The sequence below is a fragment of the Pseudomonas sp. 57B-090624 genome (genome assembly GCF_003234055.1).
Taxonomy (GTDB): Bacteria; Pseudomonadota; Gammaproteobacteria; order Pseudomonadales; family Pseudomonadaceae; genus Metapseudomonas; species Metapseudomonas tohonis.
This window is the reverse complement of sequence record NZ_QKRU01000016.1, coordinates 78506-96819: the sequence shown is the minus strand read 5'-3', so window position 1 is coordinate 96819 and position 18314 is coordinate 78506. Positions and strand designations below refer to the sequence as shown.

Annotated in this window: 19 protein-coding genes and 1 pseudogene; 15 read left to right on the top strand and 5 right to left on the bottom strand. The window is 59.1% G+C overall.

Annotated elements, in window-relative coordinates; translation table 11 throughout:
* Position 1: 1 nt before the first annotated feature.
* From prmC to DMX10_RS10385, 11 genes are all read left to right on the top strand, one after another.
* Positions 2-832 carry a peptide chain release factor N(5)-glutamine methyltransferase gene (gene prmC, locus DMX10_RS10435; RefSeq protein ID WP_111260986.1) on the top strand — a complete coding sequence of 277 codons (831 nt, stop codon included), beginning with the start codon at positions 2-4 and terminating at the stop codon, positions 830-832.
* On the top strand, positions 826-1581 hold the full coding sequence (locus DMX10_RS10430; protein ID WP_111260985.1) for a molybdopterin-synthase adenylyltransferase MoeB: 756 nt from the start codon (positions 826-828) through the stop codon (positions 1579-1581). The genes prmC and DMX10_RS10430 overlap by 7 nt, the downstream gene beginning before the upstream one ends.
* Complete coding sequence (murI, locus tag DMX10_RS10425) at positions 1574-2371, top strand: glutamate racemase (protein WP_111260984.1); 798 nt, start codon at positions 1574-1576, stop codon at positions 2369-2371. The genes DMX10_RS10430 and murI overlap by 8 nt, the downstream gene beginning before the upstream one ends.
* Before the next feature lie 111 nt (positions 2372-2482).
* Positions 2483-2998, top strand: a complete 516-nt coding sequence (locus DMX10_RS10420) for an acyloxyacyl hydrolase (protein WP_111260983.1) — start codon at positions 2483-2485, stop codon at positions 2996-2998.
* A 220-nt stretch (positions 2999-3218) separates the two neighbouring features.
* Entirely contained in the window at positions 3219-4424 is a 1206-nt protein-coding gene (locus DMX10_RS10415; protein WP_024570156.1) for a site-specific integrase, read from the top strand.
* A 134-nt stretch (positions 4425-4558) separates the two neighbouring features.
* Entirely contained in the window at positions 4559-4942 is a 384-nt protein-coding gene (locus DMX10_RS10410) for a type II toxin-antitoxin system RelE/ParE family toxin (protein ID WP_019043430.1), read from the top strand.
* Positions 4923-5228, top strand: a complete 306-nt coding sequence (locus DMX10_RS10405; protein WP_019043431.1) for a DNA-binding transcriptional regulator — start codon at positions 4923-4925, stop codon at positions 5226-5228. The genes DMX10_RS10410 and DMX10_RS10405 overlap by 20 nt, the downstream gene beginning before the upstream one ends.
* Before the next feature lie 110 nt (positions 5229-5338).
* On the top strand, positions 5339-5788 hold the full coding sequence (locus tag DMX10_RS10400; RefSeq protein WP_236509469.1) for a TIR domain-containing protein: 450 nt from the start codon (positions 5339-5341) through the stop codon (positions 5786-5788).
* A complete protein-coding gene (locus DMX10_RS10395) occupies positions 5788-6414 on the top strand; it encodes a hypothetical protein (RefSeq protein WP_080375559.1) in 627 nt (208 codons plus the stop codon). Before DMX10_RS10400 ends, DMX10_RS10395 begins: the two co-directional genes overlap by 1 nt.
* A gap of 6 nt (positions 6415-6420) precedes the next feature.
* Positions 6421-7557 carry a nucleoside triphosphate pyrophosphohydrolase family protein gene (locus DMX10_RS10390; protein ID WP_029158621.1) on the top strand — a complete coding sequence of 379 codons (1137 nt, stop codon included), beginning with the start codon at positions 6421-6423 and terminating at the stop codon, positions 7555-7557.
* Positions 7554-8216 (top strand): uracil-DNA glycosylase, encoded by a 663-nt coding sequence (locus DMX10_RS10385; protein WP_060446450.1) that lies wholly within the window; start codon positions 7554-7556, stop codon positions 8214-8216. Before DMX10_RS10390 ends, DMX10_RS10385 begins: the two co-directional genes overlap by 4 nt.
* Before the next feature lie 74 nt (positions 8217-8290).
* Here DMX10_RS10385 and DMX10_RS10380 read toward each other — a convergent pair whose 3' ends face one another.
* From DMX10_RS10380 to DMX10_RS33160, 4 genes are all read right to left on the bottom strand, one after another.
* Complete coding sequence (locus tag DMX10_RS10380) at positions 8291-8878, bottom strand: hypothetical protein (RefSeq protein WP_019043436.1); 588 nt, start codon at positions 8876-8878, stop codon at positions 8291-8293.
* Positions 8879-8880: 2 nt separating this feature from the next.
* Positions 8881-10023, bottom strand: a complete 1143-nt coding sequence (locus DMX10_RS10375) for a toll/interleukin-1 receptor domain-containing protein (protein WP_080375558.1) — start codon at positions 10021-10023, stop codon at positions 8881-8883.
* A gap of 80 nt (positions 10024-10103) precedes the next feature.
* Complete coding sequence (locus DMX10_RS10370) at positions 10104-11723, bottom strand: CBASS cGAMP-activated phospholipase (RefSeq protein ID WP_072270846.1); 1620 nt, start codon at positions 11721-11723, stop codon at positions 10104-10106.
* A gap of 31 nt (positions 11724-11754) precedes the next feature.
* Entirely contained in the window at positions 11755-12561 is an 807-nt protein-coding gene (locus DMX10_RS33160) for a TIR domain-containing protein (RefSeq protein WP_019043439.1), read from the bottom strand.
* A 300-nt stretch (positions 12562-12861) separates the two neighbouring features.
* Here DMX10_RS33160 and DMX10_RS10360 point away from each other — a divergent pair, with 300 nt between their 5' ends.
* From DMX10_RS10360 to DMX10_RS33055, 3 genes and pseudogenes are all read left to right on the top strand, one after another.
* Positions 12862-13689, top strand: a complete 828-nt coding sequence (locus tag DMX10_RS10360; protein WP_024570161.1) for a DUF932 domain-containing protein — start codon at positions 12862-12864, stop codon at positions 13687-13689.
* A gap of 65 nt (positions 13690-13754) precedes the next feature.
* A complete protein-coding gene (locus DMX10_RS10355) occupies positions 13755-15803 on the top strand; it encodes a ParB N-terminal domain-containing protein (RefSeq protein WP_019043441.1) in 2049 nt (682 codons plus the stop codon).
* 55 nt (positions 15804-15858) lie between these two features.
* Positions 15859-16070, top strand: a pseudogene (locus DMX10_RS33055) (hypothetical protein).
* A 175-nt stretch (positions 16071-16245) separates the two neighbouring features.
* Here the strand turns inward: DMX10_RS33055 and DMX10_RS10345 are convergent.
* Positions 16246-16914: a hypothetical protein gene (locus DMX10_RS10345; protein ID WP_019043442.1), complete on the bottom strand. Its 669-nt coding sequence runs from the start codon at positions 16912-16914 to the stop codon at positions 16246-16248.
* 409 nt (positions 16915-17323) lie between these two features.
* On the opposite strand from DMX10_RS10345, the gene DMX10_RS10340 reads away from it, so the two are divergent.
* Positions 17324-18280 carry an IS110 family transposase gene (locus DMX10_RS10340; protein WP_024570162.1) on the top strand — a complete coding sequence of 319 codons (957 nt, stop codon included), beginning with the start codon at positions 17324-17326 and terminating at the stop codon, positions 18278-18280.
* Positions 18281-18314: the final 34 nt, after the last annotated feature.

Genomic DNA, 18314 nt, shown 5'->3' with positions numbered 1-18314 from the left:
CGTGACCATCATCGCCAGCCTGCTCAGCGAGGCCCGCCTGCCGGACTCGCCAAGCGCCCGCCTGGATGCCGAACTGCTGCTCGCCGCCGCCCTGGGCAAGCCGCGCAGCTTCCTCCACACCTGGCCCGAGCGCGTGGTCAGCGGTGAGGCCGCCGAGCTCTACGCGAGCTACCTTGCGCGCCGCCGCAACGGCGAGCCGGTCGCCTACATCCTCGGTCACCAGGGCTTCTGGAGCCTGGACCTGGAAGTCGCCCCGCACACCCTGATCCCCCGTCCCGACACCGAGCTGCTGGTGGAAACCGCCCTGGCCCTGGTAGCGGCGGCCCCCGCCCGCGTGCTCGACCTCGGCACCGGCAGCGGCGCCATCGTCCTGGCGCTGGCCTGCGAGCGCCCGCTCTGGCGCCTGATCGGCGTCGACCGCATCGATGACGCCGTGGCCCTGGCCGAACGCAACCGCGTGCGGCTGAAGCTGGACAACGTCGAGTTCCGCGAGAGCCACTGGTTCTCCAGCCTGGGCGTCGAGCGCTTCGACCTCATCGTCAGCAACCCGCCCTACATCGCCGCCCGCGACCCGCACCTGGAGGAGGGCGATGTGCGCTTCGAACCCTCCAGTGCCCTGGTTTCCGGCGCCGACGGGCTGGACGACATCCGCCTGATCGTCAGCGAGGCCCCCGCTCACCTCAATGCCGGTGGCTGGCTGCTGCTGGAGCATGGCTACGACCAGGCCGGCGCCGTGCGCGAACTGCTGGCCCGCCAGGGCTTCGAGGCGGTTGAAAGCCGTCGCGACCTGGGCGGCCACGAGCGCATCAGCCTGGGGCGGTTGCCATGCTGAGCGACGAAGAACTCCTGCGTTACAGCCGGCAGATCCTCCTGCCGCAGATCGACGTCGACGGCCAATTGCGCCTGAAGGCGGCTCGCGTACTGATAGTGGGCGTCGGCGGCCTCGGTTCGCCCGTCGCCCTCTACCTGGCTGCCGCTGGCGTCGGCGAACTGCACCTGGCGGATTTCGACAGCGTCGACCTGACCAACCTGCAGCGCCAGATCATCCACGACAGCCACGGCGTCGGGCAGCTCAAGGTCGACTCGGCCATGGCCCGCCTCGCCGCGCTCAACCCCCAGGTGCGCCTGGTGCCGCACCGTGCCGCGCTGGACGTCGACTCCCTGGCCGAGGCCGTCGCGGCCGTGGACCTGGTGCTCGACTGCACCGACAACTTCGGCACCCGCGAGGCGGTCAACGCCGCCTGCGTGGCCGCGCGCAAGCCGCTGGTTTCCGGCGCTGCGATCCGCCTCGAAGGCCAGCTGTCGGTGTTCGACCCGCGCCGCGACGACAGCCCCTGCTACCACTGCCTCTACGGCCATGGCAGCGAAGCCGAGCTGACCTGCAGCGAAGCCGGTGTGGTCGGGCCGCTGGTGGGGCTGGTCGGCAGCCTGCAGGCCCTGGAAGCACTCAAGCTGCTGGCCGGTTTCGGTGAGCCCCTGGTCGGCCGCCTGCTGCTGGTGGACGCCCTCGGCGGCCGCTTCCGCGAGCTGCGGGTCAAGCGCGACCCGGGCTGCAGCGTCTGCGGGAACGCGCATGCCTGACCAGGCTCCCGTCGGCGTCTTCGACTCCGGCGTCGGCGGCCTGTCGGTGCTGCGCGAGATCCGCGCGTTGCTGCCGAGCGAATCCCTGATGTACGTGGCCGACAGTGGCCATATCCCCTACGGCGAGAAGAGCCAGGAGTTCATCCGCGAGCGCAGCCTGGCGATCACCCGCTTTTTGCTGGAGCAGGGCGCCAAGGCCCTGGTGCTGGCGTGCAACACCGCCACCGTGGCGGCGGTCGCGGACCTGCGGGAACGTTATCCACAGCTGCCCATCGTCGGCATGGAGCCGGCGGTGAAGCCCGCTGCCGCCGCCACCCGTTCCGGCGTGGTCGGCGTGCTGGCCACCACCGGCACCCTCAAGAGCGCCAAGTTCGCCGCCCTGCTCGATCGCTTCGCCAATGACGTGCGCGTGGTCACCCAGCCCTGCCCGGGCCTGGTGGAGCGCATCGAGGCGGGTGAGCTGGACGGCGAGGCGACCCGCGCGCTGCTCTGGAGCTATGTGCAGCCGCTGCTGGCCGAGGGCTGCGACACGCTGATCCTCGGCTGTACCCACTACCCCTTCCTGCGCCCGTTGCTGGCCGGCATGGTTCCCGAATCGGTGCGCCTGGTGGACACCGGCGCGGCCGTGGCACGGCAGCTGCAACGGCTGCTCGAGGCTCGTGGCCAGCTGGCGCGCGGACCGGTGCAGGGCTGTCGTTTCTGGAGCAGCGGCGAGCCTGCGGCACTGCAGAATGTGCTGCCGATACTCTGGGGTGAAAAGGCTGTTTGCGTGTCGGATCTCGGCTTTTAAAAAAACCTTGAACTTGCTGGCAGCCATCTTTCTCTTAGTCCAAACGTATCTATAATCGCTACAAATCGTACGTTTTGAACCTGTCGATTAAGTCTGAATAAGGAAGTTTCCATGAAGAAACTGTTCTCTATGGCCGCCATTGCGGCCATTTGCGTGGGGCAGAGTGTTGCGGCGCAGGCAGCGGATGTTTCTCTCGATGTTGGTCAGACTGGCGAATCGACCATGGTCTATCGCCTCGCGACCCAGTTCGATTTCTCCAGCAGCTGGTTCCAGACCGACGTGGGTCGCCTGACCGGCTACTGGGATGCCGGCTACACCTACTGGGACGGTGACGAGACCTCCAGCAACCACAGCATTTCCTTCGCCCCGGTATTCGTCTACGAGTTCGCCGGCGAAACCGTGAAGCCCTATGTCGAAGCCGGTATCGGCGTCGCCCTGTTCGCCAACACCGAGCTGGAGAACAACGAGCTGGGTTCCTCCTTCCAGTTCGAAGACCGCATCGGCGCCGGCCTGCGCTTCAGCAACCAGGAAGTCGGCATCCGCGCCATCCACTACTCCAACGCCGGCATCAAGCAGCCGAACGATGGGGTAGAGGCCTACAGCCTGCACTACCGCGTTTCCTTCTAAGCGCGAGCGACACGAAGAACCGGGCCTGGCGCCCGGTTTTTTTATTTCACCATGACTCCAGCACCGCATTTCGCTGGACTACGCCCAAGCCCGATACAGCAGGTTTATCAATAACTTAGGCGAGTTCAACATATGCCGGTGCTTTCCGAAACCTGACCCGGCTTCCCCTCTGCTGACCCCTATGAGGCTCCTGGAAACCGGGTCTTTCCGAGGAGTCATCGTGGCAAAAATCAAGCTCACCAAGTCCGCAGTCGATGCGGCACAACCTCAGGCGCAGGCCGTCGAATTCCGGGACACGCTGGTGCCCGGCTTCCTGTGCAAGGTTACGCCAGCAGGCCGCAAGGTGTTCATGCTCCAGTATCGGACGAACGCCGGCGAACGCCGCAAGCCCGCCTTGGGCCTCTATGGGGAACTCACCGTCGAACAAGCCCGTTCCCTTGCCCAGGAGTGGCTGGCCGAGGTCCGTCGGGGTGGTGACCCCGGTGCGGCCAAGACCGCCGCGCGCAAGGCCCCGACCGTCGCTGAACTGTGTGTGAAGTTCATGGAGGACCACTCCAAGCAGCGCAACAAGCCCAGCACGCAGGCCGGCTACCAAAAGTGCATCACCCGTAACATCATCCCGATGCTGGGCCGCATGAAGGTGCAGGACGTGAAACGCCCGGACGTGGCCGGGGCGATGAAGAAGATGGCGCACAAGCCCGCGGACGCGAACCGCACGTTCAGCGTGATGCGCAAGATGTTCAACCTGGCCGAAGTCTGGGGCTACCGGCCGGACGGCACCAACCCGTGCCGCCATGTCCCGATGTACCCCAACGGCAAGGCCACGCACCTCATCAGCGACGAGGAGATGGGCAAGCTGTTCCGGTATCTCGACTATCTGGAAACCGATGGGTTGGGGCTGGATCATGCGATCCTTCCGCTGGCCATCCGGTTGCAATTCGAGTTCGCGGGCCGCCGCTCCGAGATCGTCACCCTGCAATGGGATTGGGTGGATTTGGAGAACCGGCGCGTGGTCTGGCCCGACAGCAAGACCGGCGGCATGTCCAAGCCCTTAAGCGAGGAAGCCTACCGCCTGCTTTCCACCGCGCCGCACCAGGACGGTTGCCCGCACGTGTTCCCGTCCCCGAATCATCCGGGGCAGCACCTGACCACGGGCGAGTATTACAGCGGCTGGACGCGCATCCTCAAGCGCGCCGGCGTGACCCACGTGGGCACGCACGGCATCCGCCACCGTTCGGCCACCGACATCGCTAACTCGGGGATTCCGGTGAAGGTCGGCATGGCGCTGACGGCGCACAAGACCGTGGCAATGTTCATGCGTTACGTCCACACCGAGGACAAACCGGTACGCGAGGCGGCCGAACTGGTGGCGAACCGGCGCAAGGCGATCACCGGGGCGCAGCGCCCGGTAGAGGTGGCAGCATGAGCAGGTTCCAACACATGGCTTCTGCTGCCGGAATTGTCGCGACACTGTCACGACAATTTCAGGGTCCCCTCCTTGGCCGGCTGCGGGACTGGAAAAGTATGCCCGTTTCGGGCATACTTTAGAGGTTGCCTGACATGAATGTCCTCAAGCGCAAGGACTTTGCACGGTGGCAGGCGGGCGAGAAGCTGCCCGATGCCGCCTTGTGCCGGGCGGTTCACGAGATGGAGGCTGGCCTGATTGATGCTGACCTGGGCGGCTTCCTCTACAAAAAGCGGGTGGCCCGTCTTGGTGGCGGCAAGAGCGGCGGTTATCGAACGCTGCTGTCAGCGCGAATCGGTAGCCGCTATGTGTTTCTGCATGGATTCCCAAAAAGCGATAAGGCGAACATCACGCAGGACGAAAGGAAGGCGCTGCAGTTCGCCGGAAAGGTGTTTCTGGAGCTATCGGCAGAGGACTTGATGAAAGCGCTGCAGATAGGCGTTCTATTGGAGGTGTGTTGTGACGAGCAAGCTCATTGAATCCCTGCGCGGCGATCTGGCCGCGCTGCACGATGCCGGCGCGATCGGCAAGGTGACGATGCGCGAGTTCGACGCCATCTGCCCGCCGCCAGTACGGGAGTTCAGCGCGGCCGACATCAAGCGGCTGCGCGAGGAACTGAAGTTCAGCCAGCCGGTGTTCGCACTGCACCTGCACACCACGGCATCCACGGTACGCAAGTGGGAGCAAGGCGACACCCATCCTGCAGGGCCAGCCCTCAAACTGCTCAATGTCATCGCGAACAAGGGGCTGCAGGCAATCCTTTGATCAAGACAAATAGGTCTGCACTTCCCGCAGACATCTGCCTCAAATGAAGTTACGATGTTTAACGGTTGTAAAAACATCTATGGAGGTAACGGGTGGCGGAGACGAGAAACGTGTTTATCAGCCATGTCCATAAGGACGATCATGGACTCCAGAAGCTCAAAGATCTACTGGCTCCGAAGGGTCTGGATGTCAGAGACTCCTCGATTCATACAGGGAAGTTCAACAACGCCACTGATGAGCACTACATAAAGACCCAAATTCTGGCACCTGCGATCAACTGGGCTGGCGTCTTCATTTGCTACGTTTCTCCCCAGACAAAAGATAGCGATTGGGTTAACTGGGAGATTGAATATGCTGCAAAGCAGGGCAAACGCATTGTGGGCGTTTGGGAACATGGTGAAAAAGAATGTGATATTCCCGATGCCTTGAAGGAATACGCTGACGCCTTGGTTGGTTGGAACGGCGATGCAATCATTGATGCGATTAATGGCAAAGACACATGGGAAAAGCCTGATGGTGGTTCCTGCAGCACTGTTCCCCTTAAGCGACACCCCTGCTGATGGCTCGCATTCACTCCTACGTGGTGCGCTACGACAGTGGTTTTGCACCCAATCCGTTTTATGGTCACTGTACGCTAGTAACCTGTAAGCCAGGTATTCGCCGCAGTGCCGAAGTTGGTGACTGGGTCATCGGCAGCGGCAGCAATGCCCATGGCGTGGGTCGAGGTGGACATCTTGTGTACGGCATGCGCGTTACCGAGGTAATGACACTCGACGAATATGCGCTGAATCCCAGGTTTGAATCGAAAAAACCTTTTCGCAACGGAAGCCGGAAGCAAAGTTGTGGAGACAACATCTACTTTAGAGATGGGCCTGAGGCAGCTTGGCAGCAACGAGATTCTTTTCACTCCCGGGAAGACGGAACACTTAATCCTCAGCACGTACAGCGCGACACTGGAGTAAACAGGGTTTTGGTCAGCAATGACTTTGTTTATTTCGGAGGGACGGGGCCAAAGTTCCCTCTAGAACTGCAAGACCGAAATGGTAGACCTCTGTGCAAAAGTGGCATAGGGTTGACTTGCTTTAATGATCCTCAACTGCTTGCCAATCTAGAGAAATGGATACGTAGTTTGGGTGTTGCCGGCTATCAAGGGCCCCCATTCGAATGGCTCACTCTTCGCGGATAATTTGACATGCAAAAAGAAGGATCTCTTCTGCTCTCGGATTATGCAGCAGAAATTGCAGCTACCGATGTGCTCAATCCGACCGATTTTTCCCCAGTTCTTCAAGGTTTATATGGGGAAATAGGCGGAATTATGGCTACGGCAAAAAAGCATATTCGGGAGAAATCCGCCTATCCTGGGTTTAAGAAGGCGGCCGAAGAAGAGTTTGGCGACACTCTCTGGTATCTGGCAGCGCTCTGCAGGCGTATGCAAATTCCCCTTGAAGAGGTTTTTGCCGAGGCAGCGAACCATGGGGATTTTAAGAACGTGGGAGCCGCCAGCGACATGGCCGAGGGCGCGTTGGCTTACATTGCCATGCCAATTGCTGAACCGGGTTCGGTGGATACCACGCTGGTACGTTTAGGTCAGTCAGCCGCAGCATTGTTGGGTAGTTCCCCTACGCATAGTGATCTAGTTTCCTTTGCACGAGCTTATTTGGACGCCATTCGTGCTGCCGAATTGATATTTTCAGAAGTGGCGCGCGGCAATCTTCGGAAAGCTCGCGGGGCCTTTTTAGAGCCACAACCTGCTGATTTAATTGGTCTTGATTTCGATAGCGATTTCGGGGATGAAGAACAACTGCCCAGAAATTTCAAAATTAGAGTCAATCAACGAGGAAGCGGAAAGAGCTATCTTCAATGGAATGGGGTATTTATAGGAGACCCTCTGACTGACAATATTGCTGACCGCGATGGTTATCGATTTCACGACGTCTTCCATTTTTCATATGCGGCCGTACTACATTGGTCACCCGTGATTCGGGCATTGATCAAGCATAAACGAAAAAGCAAGCCGAAGTACGATGAGGAGCAGGATAGTGGTCGAGCCATTGTTGTTGAAGAAGGCCTTACTGCCTGGATTTTTTCTAGAGCAAAGGAATTGAATTTCTTCGAGAAGCAGGAGAAGATTTCTCTGGGAATTCTGAAAACCATTGGTGAATTTGTTAGCGGCTATGAAGTGGAAAAGTGTCCGCTGAAGTTGTGGGAGAAAGCTATCCTTGACGGGTATGCCGTTTTTCGGCAGCTCAAAGAAAATCAGGGAGGTTGGATCATTGGCGACCGTGAACAGCGCACAATCAAATATATGCCGCTGGAGCTTGAGAAATGAAGACTCACCCTTTTGTCGAGGCGGTGGCCTCGCTGCAGTTTGAAAACTGTTTTAACCCGTATTCAGATCGTTGCGAAGTGCATGACCGTCGCGATGCACCTCGGCGCCGAACTGCGGCGCTTTCTGCCATGCTGCGTTGCGCGCTGGAGGAACCGGTCGATGCAATATGGATTGGCCGAGACCTTGGATACCGTGGGGGGCGCCGCACGGGGCTGGCCCTGACTGATGACGTTCACATGACCCATCATGCCAAGCGTTGGGACCTCGATTTAGTTGCAGAACGACCTACCGTAGGAAGCGCAGTGGCTGAGCGAACTGCTGCAGTCATATGGAACATGCTGGAGCACATTGATGCTCGTATCTTCCTTTGGAACGTCTTCCCACTTCATCCGCACGAATCGGGTGATCCGTTTACCAACCGGCAGCACAATGCTCGTGAAAGACGTGCGGGCGAAGAATTGCTGCAGCAACTTATTGACCTATTGCAGCCATCCCGCATCGTTGCCATAGGAAATGACGCTGCCGCAGCAGCTCATCGCATCACGGATACGGTGCCCGTTATTTGTGTGAGGCATCCGAGTTACGGTGGCCAAACACAGTTTCAGGAGCAAATTTCGGAACTCTATGGATACCCACTACGGAATCAATCACTTTTTTGAACGGGCGTTGGCGGTTTCTTTAACCAGTTGCAATCGATGCTGCGAGCCAGCTGATCACATTGTCGCGGATATGGCTAGCGTCCCTTATCATCGATGGCCATCGTGAGGTGAGTGTGAAAGAGCCGAGCGAAGTCCACGTCGGCAAGATCTCCATCGGCGAAGTAGCCTCGATCCTTGGAGAGATTCAACGCCGCTCCCCCCGGTGAAGGGACAGGCAATACCTTGGCGGCTGGGTGAAAGTGTCTGAACAGTTCGTGCTCCGCCTCTACGCCCTCCATGCCCCCGATGAATACTGCCGCAACTAAGTCTTCACGTGACAGCATTTGCTCGCGCATCATCAACAGGCTCGCTTCCCGCTCATTGGGAATCGCTTCGGTATAAACGACATTCTGGAAGTGCTTGTTCTCTTCGGGATAGCGGTCCTCAAAGAATCTACTCTGATACAAGATCACTGACTGGGAGTAGTCCACACCCAAGTCTTCACAGATTGTCCAGATCATCGGCGTAATGGCAGGATGGCCGCCCCAGACAATCTTGTGCCGACGAATCACAGCCATTGCCAACTCTCGTACTGCACATTGGATAAGGAACGGATTAGCCGTTTCATGATAAGTGCCTCGGCCAACAAGCGGCACGCTGGCCGAAAGGAAGATGGCGCTCATGCTCAAGCCACCCAATCTGCAAATTGCCAACCTGCCTCGCTCGACTTGACCCATCGTGCGGAATGGATGTACTGGCCAAGCCAGTCCAAATGTCCTAGCCATCGAGGATGCAAGCCGACGTGATCGTAGACAACGGCGACTGACTGATCAGGTGAATTTGTCGAGGCCTCATGCAGTGTTGTCGATGTAGGAACACCAACCGTGGGATACACCACCACTGCCCGACCATCTGGCAGTCGGATATGAACGGCCCTGTTACTCCCCACTCCGATTACTTGACCACCGATCGTTTGAATGGCATTTCGCAGATTGCTCACAAGATTGACGGAACGCACGGCATGGCTCTGACTGCGGACTTCCTCAAGTTGCAAGCAGATGCGCTCTACCGCCCCGTCGGCCAGACGCCCTGTGCCCGGGTCTACTTCTTCGGGCAATAGTTCTGCCCGGCTTGCAGTAGCTGTGCGCGCAGAAGGTGTGGCATCCGGCCAGCCGACCCGAAGAACGCTGATGCCCTTGGCCAACGCGCGTCCGAACTCCGCGCTCGTCCAGCGACTTTCGAAATAACCTGGCGTGTCGAGCATCACGAGCACATCAGAATCGCAGAGCCGATGCCACAGCATGGTCTGGAAGTCCTCCGCAGGTGGAATGCCGTGCGTGTCGAGGAATACGTCGAAAAGTCGAACTGACAAAGCGTCAAACAGTTGCAAAGCAGCTTCTCGGGCTTCACCTCGGCGGTAGCTCACAAAAACCCGCCGCTGCCGAGGGAGTAATCCTGCACATTCCAGCAATGCGGTCGCAACGCGTTGTGCACCACCTGCTGCATACGCTAGGCAGTTGAGCGGTTGCAACATTGCAGGAATCTCTGCGCTGACTCTACTGACATCCGACGCCACCGGCAGCAATGGGATGCCACGCTCTAACAGCTTTGCAACATTGGCAATAGGAGCATTCTCACCTCCAAAAAAAACTGCGGCGGCTGATCTTTGCTGCGGCGGCTCGAACGATTCGGGACAAATATCCCATCCGACCTCATGACCCAGCCTCAGATTGAACATGCCTACGGCGTGAGCCACGATATTCTCAAGCTCAGAAATCTGAGCAGCACTTGGTGCCCCAAGTATTGCAAGCTGATATAGAGAAGGCATGTTTACCTTAGTCGAATAATTTTTAGAAATCGGGCGAAAGCATCCCACTCAGGCACGATTCCTGTGGGCCTCCAGGCAAATTAATACCGTTGCCATTCTGGAGCCAACAGTCCATCCAAGAATCTAGATCGAACGGAAACAAAAGAATCCTTGCCTACATCATTTCCCCGCACGGCCATATCTTCAATCGCTTCTGCATCATCAAGTTTAATTTCTACCGGAGTCTGTTGATTAATCCGAAGATGGCGTGTTGGGCCTAAAAAACCATCGGCCAAAACTAGTGCCCCATGCTCCTGGGCAGCAAAGAAGAGATCGGCACTATTGGGTGCCCATCCAGCTTTCCCTTTTCCAAGGGACTCCGTGAAATCGCTTTCACTGCCCATTGTGCCGACACTTAAAACATCTATTCGATCCAAGGGTATTTTTAGATAGCGAACAGCTTCTGCCAGTGCGGGGAGAATTGGATTGTTCGCCCAAACACCACCATCAAGAAAAGATTCAGGCGCAACCGGCCCATCCCAGACAGATTCGTCAAAATATGTAGGGGCAGCTGAAGATGCAAGTGCGGCATCGACCGCTGAGATATCTCGAAATGCTGTTCTATCTGGGGTATGGGCTGTGACAATAGCTTCAGCTTGTCCATGTTTGGCTCTTACTGTAGGAATAACGAGCCTGCAGCATGAGGCATCAGTTATTCTCCTATCACCATACACTTTGCACAGTAAATCTCGGAGCGTGGAAGATTCGTGCTTGGATTTCAACCAATGTCGAAGCTTCCTATCTTTTGGGAAAATTAACGGTCCTTGCTCTTGGTAGAATTTCAATATATCGCGCGGAGCTATTCCGAGGGCAAGCCCGATTGCGAGTATTGCACCTGTCGATGTGCCAGCCACTAAATCGAAATGCGATACTAGATTGTTACCGCCACCACTCCTGAGCATGTCATCCCACTTAGCCAAGACGGCGGCAGTAAACGTCCCTCGCAATCCTCCCCCATCAAGAGCAAGAATTCGAAAATTACGCCCCCGTGAAACACTGCGCCGCACGAGCGGCAGAAGCTTTAGCTGATTGACAATGGTTTCTACAATACGTTCGATAGACGTATCGTTCGCAATTTCTCGGTTTGCATTCTCAGATAGTCCATTTTGCAATCTTGAAGGCAAGCTCGGGTTGTCCTTTAGATAACCCGCAATTGCTCCCCCAAATCCTGCAACAACGAAACCTGGCTTTCCGAGTTCTAGCATCGCATCAAGCTCAGTGGGGACCCCTGCTTTGGCCTTATTTATGTCCCACCACTTACCTCCAACGCAGACAACCGCATCCGATCGCTCGGCCATCCAGTCTCGCATTGGAGTTAAATCACTATTGCTTACTCCATCAGCTTCTGCGGGAACTATTTGCACCGCTGCGAATTGGCGTTGGATTTCTATTTCTGCAATTTGTTCATCTGTTTCGGCAAATTTTTGAGCACGAACCAATGTTAAGGCTCCTACCTCACCTCCCGCATGAAGAAAATCTCTCGCGGCATCTTCTAATGGTTTAGACAAGGACGGGTGACTGCCATGAATCACTGAACCTCCCTCGCTAAATATTCGCGATGCTAGTGCCTTCACAAACAAGCATATTTCTTCTTGCCGCTCATCTGGAGCAGATCCTGAGAGGTGAATTCGCACCCCTGCAAGAGGTTGTCTTGGAATCATGCGTTAAACCTGGTTGGCTGGAACGATTAAATTACGAGTAATTTCCCCTGATCTCAATGGCTTTTTCGATCCAGTCCTCAAGGTTTTCCTTGATGTGACTGTACACATTAGTACTGGAGGAATATGGCGGATTGTAAGTTTTTACGATTTCATCCATGGAGACACCATTTATAGTGAATTTTGAAAATGGATTGCTTCCCTTTTCCGCTTGATCTCCGTCGCTATCCTTGAGATTGTGGATGTAGATCCCAAGCACCCCCTTCTTATCCTTCCACGCTTTCTTTATTTCGTAGTTAATCCATTTTCTCCCAGCCGTATTCTCTCCAACAAGAATGATTGCAACCGTCTTTCCTTTTAATTGCTCATCAATCCACTCTTGAATTGCATCATCTCCGCCTGCCTTCACATCTTCCCAGTCGTTATCGGAAGCGGGCTTGTTTCCATCTATAACACCCATGCTTCTGACTTGGGCAGCTCTCCAGTTGTCTGGCTGGTAGTGAAAGCTGTAAAAGGCTCTACGCGTCATTTTTTCTCCTGATGCTTCTTTGCGGCTAAAGATACGATTTCCATCCAAGTCACAATTTACAACAAGTATCTTCATTTGTTGAAATTTGGGGTGACTTGCGTGGGCATCCCCGGCCAAGTGGACATGGCCGGTCGCGCTGTCGTGCGCGTAGCGCATCGAGCCGCCGCACCCTTCGGCCACGGCGTCTCGCCCCCTTCGGGCTTCCATCGTTCCCTCGCTCCGCTTGGCTGACGCCTCCGGCCCGGCTTCCAGATCCGGGCCTGCGCGCTTGCGCTTGCCGTGCGGTCGGCACACAGGGAGGGCCGTTGCCATGTCCAGCCGTCCTCCCTGACTCCATCACCTTGTCAGCGACCGTAGCCCGCTCCCGTAGGCCGTCAAGGCGCGCAGGGCCGTGTCCTCGGCTGCGCCTGCGGGCCGCACCCACCCTGCGCTTGTTTCCTTGACGGCCCCCGTCCGCGCGCTCCTTTGGCCGCGGGCGATGAACTCAGGAAAGACGGTGGCAACAGGGCCAACCGGGTTCCTCGTGCCGACCGCACCGAACAGCCGAAAGGCTGGGCTCCGAATCTAGGAATCCGGTGTGCGGTTTTCTTCAACAGCCTCAGGAGAAAGACCATGCAACTCGCATCCCGCTTCGCTCACCACTCCCCCGCATTGCGCAGCGAAACCCCGCTGTCCGATGACCAGATTCGCAGGGTGGCCCCGTCCATCTTCGCGGACGCTCCGCATGAGAGCCGTTCCGAGCGGTACAGCTACATCCCCACCGCCGCCGTGTTGACCGAGCTTCGCAAGGAGGGTTTCCAGCCCTTCATGGTGTGCCAAACCCGCGTGCGCAACGAAGGCCGGCGCGAGCACACCAAACACATGCTGCGCCTGCGCCACTCCAACCAGATCAACGCCCGCGAAGCCAATGAAATCATCCTGCTGAACTCGCACGACGGCACGAGCAGCTATCAATTACTGGGTGGCATGTTCCGCTTCGTTTGCAGCAATGGCCTTGTCTGCGGCGACACCATGGGCGATGTGCGCGTGCCCCACAAAGGCGACGTGGCCGGGCATGTCATCGAGGGCGCCTATCAGGTGCTAGGTGGCTTCGAGCATGCGCAGGAATCGCGCGAATCCATGCAGGCCATCACGCTGGATGCAGGGGAATCGGAAGTGTTCGCCCGCGCTGCGCTGGCCCTCAAGTACGACGACCCGACCAAGCCCGCGCCCATCACGGAATCGCAAATCCTGATGCCGCGCCGGTTCGATGACCGCCGCCCCGACCTGTGGAGCGTGTTCAACCGCACGCAGGAGAACTTGACCAAGGGCGGATTGGCTGGCCGCGCCGCCAATGGCCGCAGGCAGCGGACCCGGCCCGTGCAGGGCATCGATTCCGACATTCGCCTGAACCGCGCCCTGTGGCTGCTGGCCGATGGCATGCGTCAGCTCAAGGCCTGAACCGTTCCCCCGCCGGAGGGGCGGTTCCCCTCCATTCCCTTGTTTCACTCGATTGGAGATTCACCATGAACGCCGTTACCTACACCGAAGCCCAAGCCCTCGACACCCGCGCCAACGTGCTGCAAGCCGCCGACCCGAGCAAGCACATGATTCTGGTTCCCCTGTCGCGGCTGGTGCTGCGCCCCACGGGCCGCAACGTGCGCAAGACCCCGCGCATGTCCATTCCCGAACTGGCCGCGAGCATCCAGCGCGTGGGCTTGCTGCAAAACCTGATCGTGATTCCCGCTGCCGATGGCGAGCATTACGAGGTGGTGGCCGGTGGTCGCCGCCTTGCGGCCCTCAAGCTGCTGGCGAAGAAACACCGCATCGCCAAGGATTGGCAGGTGCCTTGCCTGCAAGTGGCCGATGGCACGGCCCGTACCGCGAGCCTCACCGAGAACGTGCAGCGCGAAGCCATGCATCCGGCAGACCAGTTTGAAGCGTTTGCGGCATTGGTGGCCGAAGGCCGCCCCATCGAAGACATTGCAGCGGATTTTTCCGTCACGCCGCTGGTGGTGCAGCGCCGCTTGAAGCTGGCGAACGTCTCGCCGCGCCTGATGGCGGACTACAGGGCCGATGCCGTGACGCTCGATCAGTTGATGGCGCTCTCCATCACCGACGATCACGCCGCGCAGGAGCGTGCGTTCTACGATGCGCCGCTGTGGCAACGCAGCCCCTCCGCGCTGCGCGAACGCCTGACCGAGCGCGAGATTGACGCCTACCGCCATCCGCTCGTGCGCTTCGTGGGGCTGGATGCCTACGAGCAGGCAGGCGGCGGAGTTCGCCGTGACCTGTTCGCGGAGGATGACGCGGGCGTGTACCTGAGCGACGCCGCCTTGCTGGAACGGCTGGCGCAAGACAAGCTGGCAGGCATCGCCGCCGAGGTGAAGGCCGAGGGCTGGGCTTGGGCCGATGCCACGCCCGGCATGACCCATGCCGACCTGCACGCCTTTCAGCGTGCGCCGAGGGAGCGGCGCGCACCCAACAAGCGCGAAGCACAGCGCATCGAGAAGCTGCAAGAGAAAATGCGCGCCATTGGCGAAGCCGTGGACGCCGCGATGGATGCCGAGGACGAGGAGAAGGCCGACGCCTTGCAGGAGGAAGGCGAAGCCCTGGGCGAGCAGTTGCAGGCGCTGGAAGAAGGCTTGCGGGGATACGGCGCGAACGTGAAGGCCGCAGCCGGTGCCATTGTGACCATCGACCGCAACGGCGAAGTCGTGATTCATCGCGGGCTGCTGCGCGAGGCCGAAGCTAAGGCGCTGCGCACGCTCGAAAAGCTGCGCCAAGGCTTCAGCGACCCGGACGCCGCGAACGATGACGAAGGCGAGGAAGACGAAGCGCCCAAGACAGCAGCGATTTCCGACCGACTGGCTCAGCGCCTGAGCGCCCATCGCACCGCTGCACTGCAAATCGAGGTAGCCCGGCATCCACAGGTGGCGCTGGCCGCGCTGGTGCATGGCATGGTGCAGACCCTCTTGCAGGGCCGCTACTACGGTCATGATCTACCGCTGGGCGTGCGCCTGACGGTGCAAGACCGGCTGGAAGGCATGGCCCCGGACTGGCCCGATTCACCCGCCGCCGTGGCGCTGCGCGAATTGCAGCAGGCGTGGGGCGGCAAGCTGCCCGACGACAGCGCCGAACTGTTCGCCGCGCTGCTGGCGATGGAGCAAGGCGAACTGGTCAAGCTGCTGGCCGTGTGCGTGGCTTCGACCGTGGACGTGGTGACGCCGCGTGCCACGGTACAGCAGCCGGGCGCGGAACTGGTGCAGGCTGTGGGCCTCGACATGGCCGCATGGTGGAGGCCGACCGCAGAAGGCTACTTCAAGCACGTTCCGAAGGCAGCGATTCTGCAAGCCGTGGGCGAGTTGGTGCCCGAGAGCGTCAACCGGCTGGCGAAGCTCAAGAAGGCCGACATTGCCAGTGAGGCCGAGCGGCTGGTGAACGGCAAGGGCTGGATGCCTGCCATCTTCAAGACGGCAGACGCGCCCGAGGAAGGCCTGCAGGATGCGGCGCAGGACGGCGCGGAAGCAGCCGCCACCGTGACGCATGAACCTGCCGAGGCATTGACCGCCTGACCCACGCCGAAGGCAAGCGCCCCGCCCGGGGCGCTTTGCCGCAGGGAGCCGAACCATGCCCATCATCAACACCACCAGCCGCCCGCGCATGGCGGCAATCTACGCCCCCGGCACCGTGCGCCCCGCCGCTGGCACGGCGAGGGCGACGTGCGCGGCTATCGTCCGCCCTCGGGTTGGACGGCACGCGCCGACCTCACGGACATTCATCCCATCACGGGCCGTGCCTTGGCGCGGGCCGTGTGGTGGATCATCGAGACGAAGGAATAACCGTCGTCGACACCGCGCCCAGGCCGTTCCGCCCTGGGCGCGGTGAACTTCAAAAATCCGGGCGCGGCGGTGGCCGCGCCCGGTGTTGAGAGCCGACAGCCCAATCAGAACGCCGCCGCCTTTGCAGGCCCGGCTGCGGTGTTGGCGCGTTGATACAGATGGCGCGAAGGCGCAATCACACCTTGATCGGGCCAAACATCCCCGTGTAGATCAGCGTTTCCCAAACCTTCTTGATCCCCTGTCCGGTCTCCTGGCTCACGAACAGCGACGATCGCGCGCCATGGGGGGCGCCCAGGAAATACGAGCGCATCGACTCCCATGTCTCCGCGACCTGGGACCAGGTCCAGCACGGAACCTCTTTCTCCAGGATCAAAGGCACTGCGATGGACAGCGGGATCATCTTGTCCATCGGTAAGGGCTCTTCCCAGTTGCACTTGACCAGTATCGGGGTGGCTTCTGGGTTGTAGAACTGCACATCCAGCTTCTCCGCTGTGATGTAAGCAGCGTGGTGGCGAGGAAGGGCTAGAACCGAGTCCAAGACCTCCTGACCATCGCCATAGGGACAGGTGATGAATCCATTGGCGAAGTACCGCGTGTGGTCGAGGCCTTTGTAGCCGCAGCGATCACTCGGTGTGGTGACGGGGTGGCGGCTATCGTGGTTGCGCACCAGTGGGTGCCATGAAGGGTATCTGTCAACCACCGGCCCGAGTTCATCCACGATGTCCTGCAGCGCTTGCTTGCTTCGCGCTCTTTCAGATTCGTCCGCATCCCGGGGGCGCAGGACAAGGTATTTCTCCACTTCTTCGTACCCGGCTTGCGCCGCTTCGTCTGCTCGAAATGCCATGATAGAACCGTCTTTCCTGATTTATGCGCGATGTTGATGAGTTTCGCATAAAATTGATGTTTTGTGCAAATTATGTCTAATTCATGTGGATCGCCAAGGATGGGGGAGGTTTTGCTGGGTTTTGGCGTGTCGACGCTAGCGCCGCCAAGCTCTCGGGCTGCGCCCCGTGCCGACTTCGCTGTCACGGCCATTCGGCTTCGATCCCTTGTATCTTTGAAGTGCGTGTTCGGCAATGCCGTCACGCCCGGACCTGCCAGGGTTCGGGGTTGGCCGCAGCATGTAGCCCGTCATCCCTCGGTGCCACTTGAGCCCGTGCGTGAGTCCTGGGCGCATGCTCGCGCCCGATCTCTGAAAGCCCGAACAGTTGCGTGAACGCCGTTCGCATTTGCAAGGAAGGGACGCGGAGATCATGGCCAATCAAGTTGCAGTCGGTATCGACATCTCCAAGAAGACCATGGATGTAGCCATCGGGCACGAGCAGTCCACGGCCATATTCAGTAACGATGGTGCTGGGCACCAAGCGCTGATCGCAGCGTTGAAGAACCATCCGGTCTCGCTGATCGTGATGGAGGCGACTGGACAGTACCAACTGGCCTGTGCTTGCGCTCTACAAGCTGCGGGATTCGCTGTCATTGTCATCAACCCTCGGCAGGCCCGGGACTTCGCCAAGGCCATGGGGCGATTGGTCAAGACCGACAGCGTGGATGCCAGGATGCTGGCTGAACTGGCGCAGGTGCTGAACCAGCGTCCTGATCGAGATCGCTTCATCAAACCGATGCCAGACCAGGTACAACAACACCTGCATGCACTGGTGCTTCGACGGCGGCAGTTGGTACGCTTGCTGGTCAGCGAGCGCCAACGCAAACACATGGCGCATCCGGAGGTCGTGCAAGATATTGCGGAACTGATGGATATGCTCGCGACGCAGCTTGAGGCGCTGGATCGAAGGATTGCGGAGCATCTGGCTCAATACCAGTCCGATCTGGCCACATTGCTCAAGAGTGTCAAGGGAGTTGGCCCGGCGACGGCTGCGACGCTGATTTCCGAGCTGCCGGAGCTTGGCCAGCTCAAGGCCAAGCAGATCTGCGCGCTGGTAGGTGTCGCACCGATGAACCGGGACTCAGGCCAGGCTCGCGGTAAACGCATCATTTGCGGCGGGAGGGCTACGGTCAGGAGCGCGTTATACATGGCCGCCATCGTTGCCATGCGGCACAACGCCGTGATACGGCGTTGCTATGAGCGCCTGCTGGCGGCTGGCAAGCCGAAGAAGGTTGCCATCGTGGCCTGCATGCGCAAGCTGCTGATCATCATGAATGCCATGGTCAAAACCGGGCGGCCATGGAATGACCAGCCTGCTCCGGCGTGACTTTCTATATGGTGGGCGGTAGTCACCATGCCCG

Bases quoted from the DNA above. Each gene is read 5' to 3' on its own strand.
- DMX10_RS10430 (WP_111260985.1), top strand. From the start codon at position 826: ATGCTGAGCGACGAAGAACTCCTGCGTTACAGCCGGCAGATCCTCCTG.
- murI (WP_111260984.1), top strand. From the start codon at position 1,574: ATGCCTGACCAGGCTCCCGTCGGCGTCTTCGACTCCGGCGTCGGCGGC.
- DMX10_RS10420 (WP_111260983.1), top strand. From the start codon at position 2,483: ATGAAGAAACTGTTCTCTATGGCCGCCATTGCGGCCATTTGCGTGGGG.
- DMX10_RS10410 (WP_019043430.1), top strand. From the start codon at position 4,559: ATGAATGTCCTCAAGCGCAAGGACTTTGCACGGTGGCAGGCGGGCGAG.
- DMX10_RS10395 (WP_080375559.1), top strand. From the start codon at position 5,788: ATGGCTCGCATTCACTCCTACGTGGTGCGCTACGACAGTGGTTTTGCA.
- DMX10_RS10390 (WP_029158621.1), top strand. From the start codon at position 6,421: ATGCAAAAAGAAGGATCTCTTCTGCTCTCGGATTATGCAGCAGAAATT.
- DMX10_RS10385 (WP_060446450.1), top strand. From the start codon at position 7,554: ATGAAGACTCACCCTTTTGTCGAGGCGGTGGCCTCGCTGCAGTTTGAA.
- DMX10_RS10380 (WP_019043436.1), bottom strand. From the start codon at position 8,878: ATGAGCGCCATCTTCCTTTCGGCCAGCGTGCCGCTTGTTGGCCGAGGC.
- DMX10_RS10375 (WP_080375558.1), bottom strand. From the start codon at position 10,023: ATGCCTTCTCTATATCAGCTTGCAATACTTGGGGCACCAAGTGCTGCT.
- DMX10_RS10370 (WP_072270846.1), bottom strand. From the start codon at position 11,723: ATGATTCCAAGACAACCTCTTGCAGGGGTGCGAATTCACCTCTCAGGA.
- DMX10_RS33160 (WP_019043439.1), bottom strand. From the start codon at position 12,561: ATGGCAACGGCCCTCCCTGTGTGCCGACCGCACGGCAAGCGCAAGCGC.
- DMX10_RS10360 (WP_024570161.1), top strand. From the start codon at position 12,862: ATGCAACTCGCATCCCGCTTCGCTCACCACTCCCCCGCATTGCGCAGC.
- DMX10_RS10355 (WP_019043441.1), top strand. From the start codon at position 13,755: ATGAACGCCGTTACCTACACCGAAGCCCAAGCCCTCGACACCCGCGCC.
- DMX10_RS10345 (WP_019043442.1), bottom strand. From the start codon at position 16,914: ATGGCATTTCGAGCAGACGAAGCGGCGCAAGCCGGGTACGAAGAAGTG.
- DMX10_RS10340 (WP_024570162.1), top strand. From the start codon at position 17,324: ATGGCCAATCAAGTTGCAGTCGGTATCGACATCTCCAAGAAGACCATG.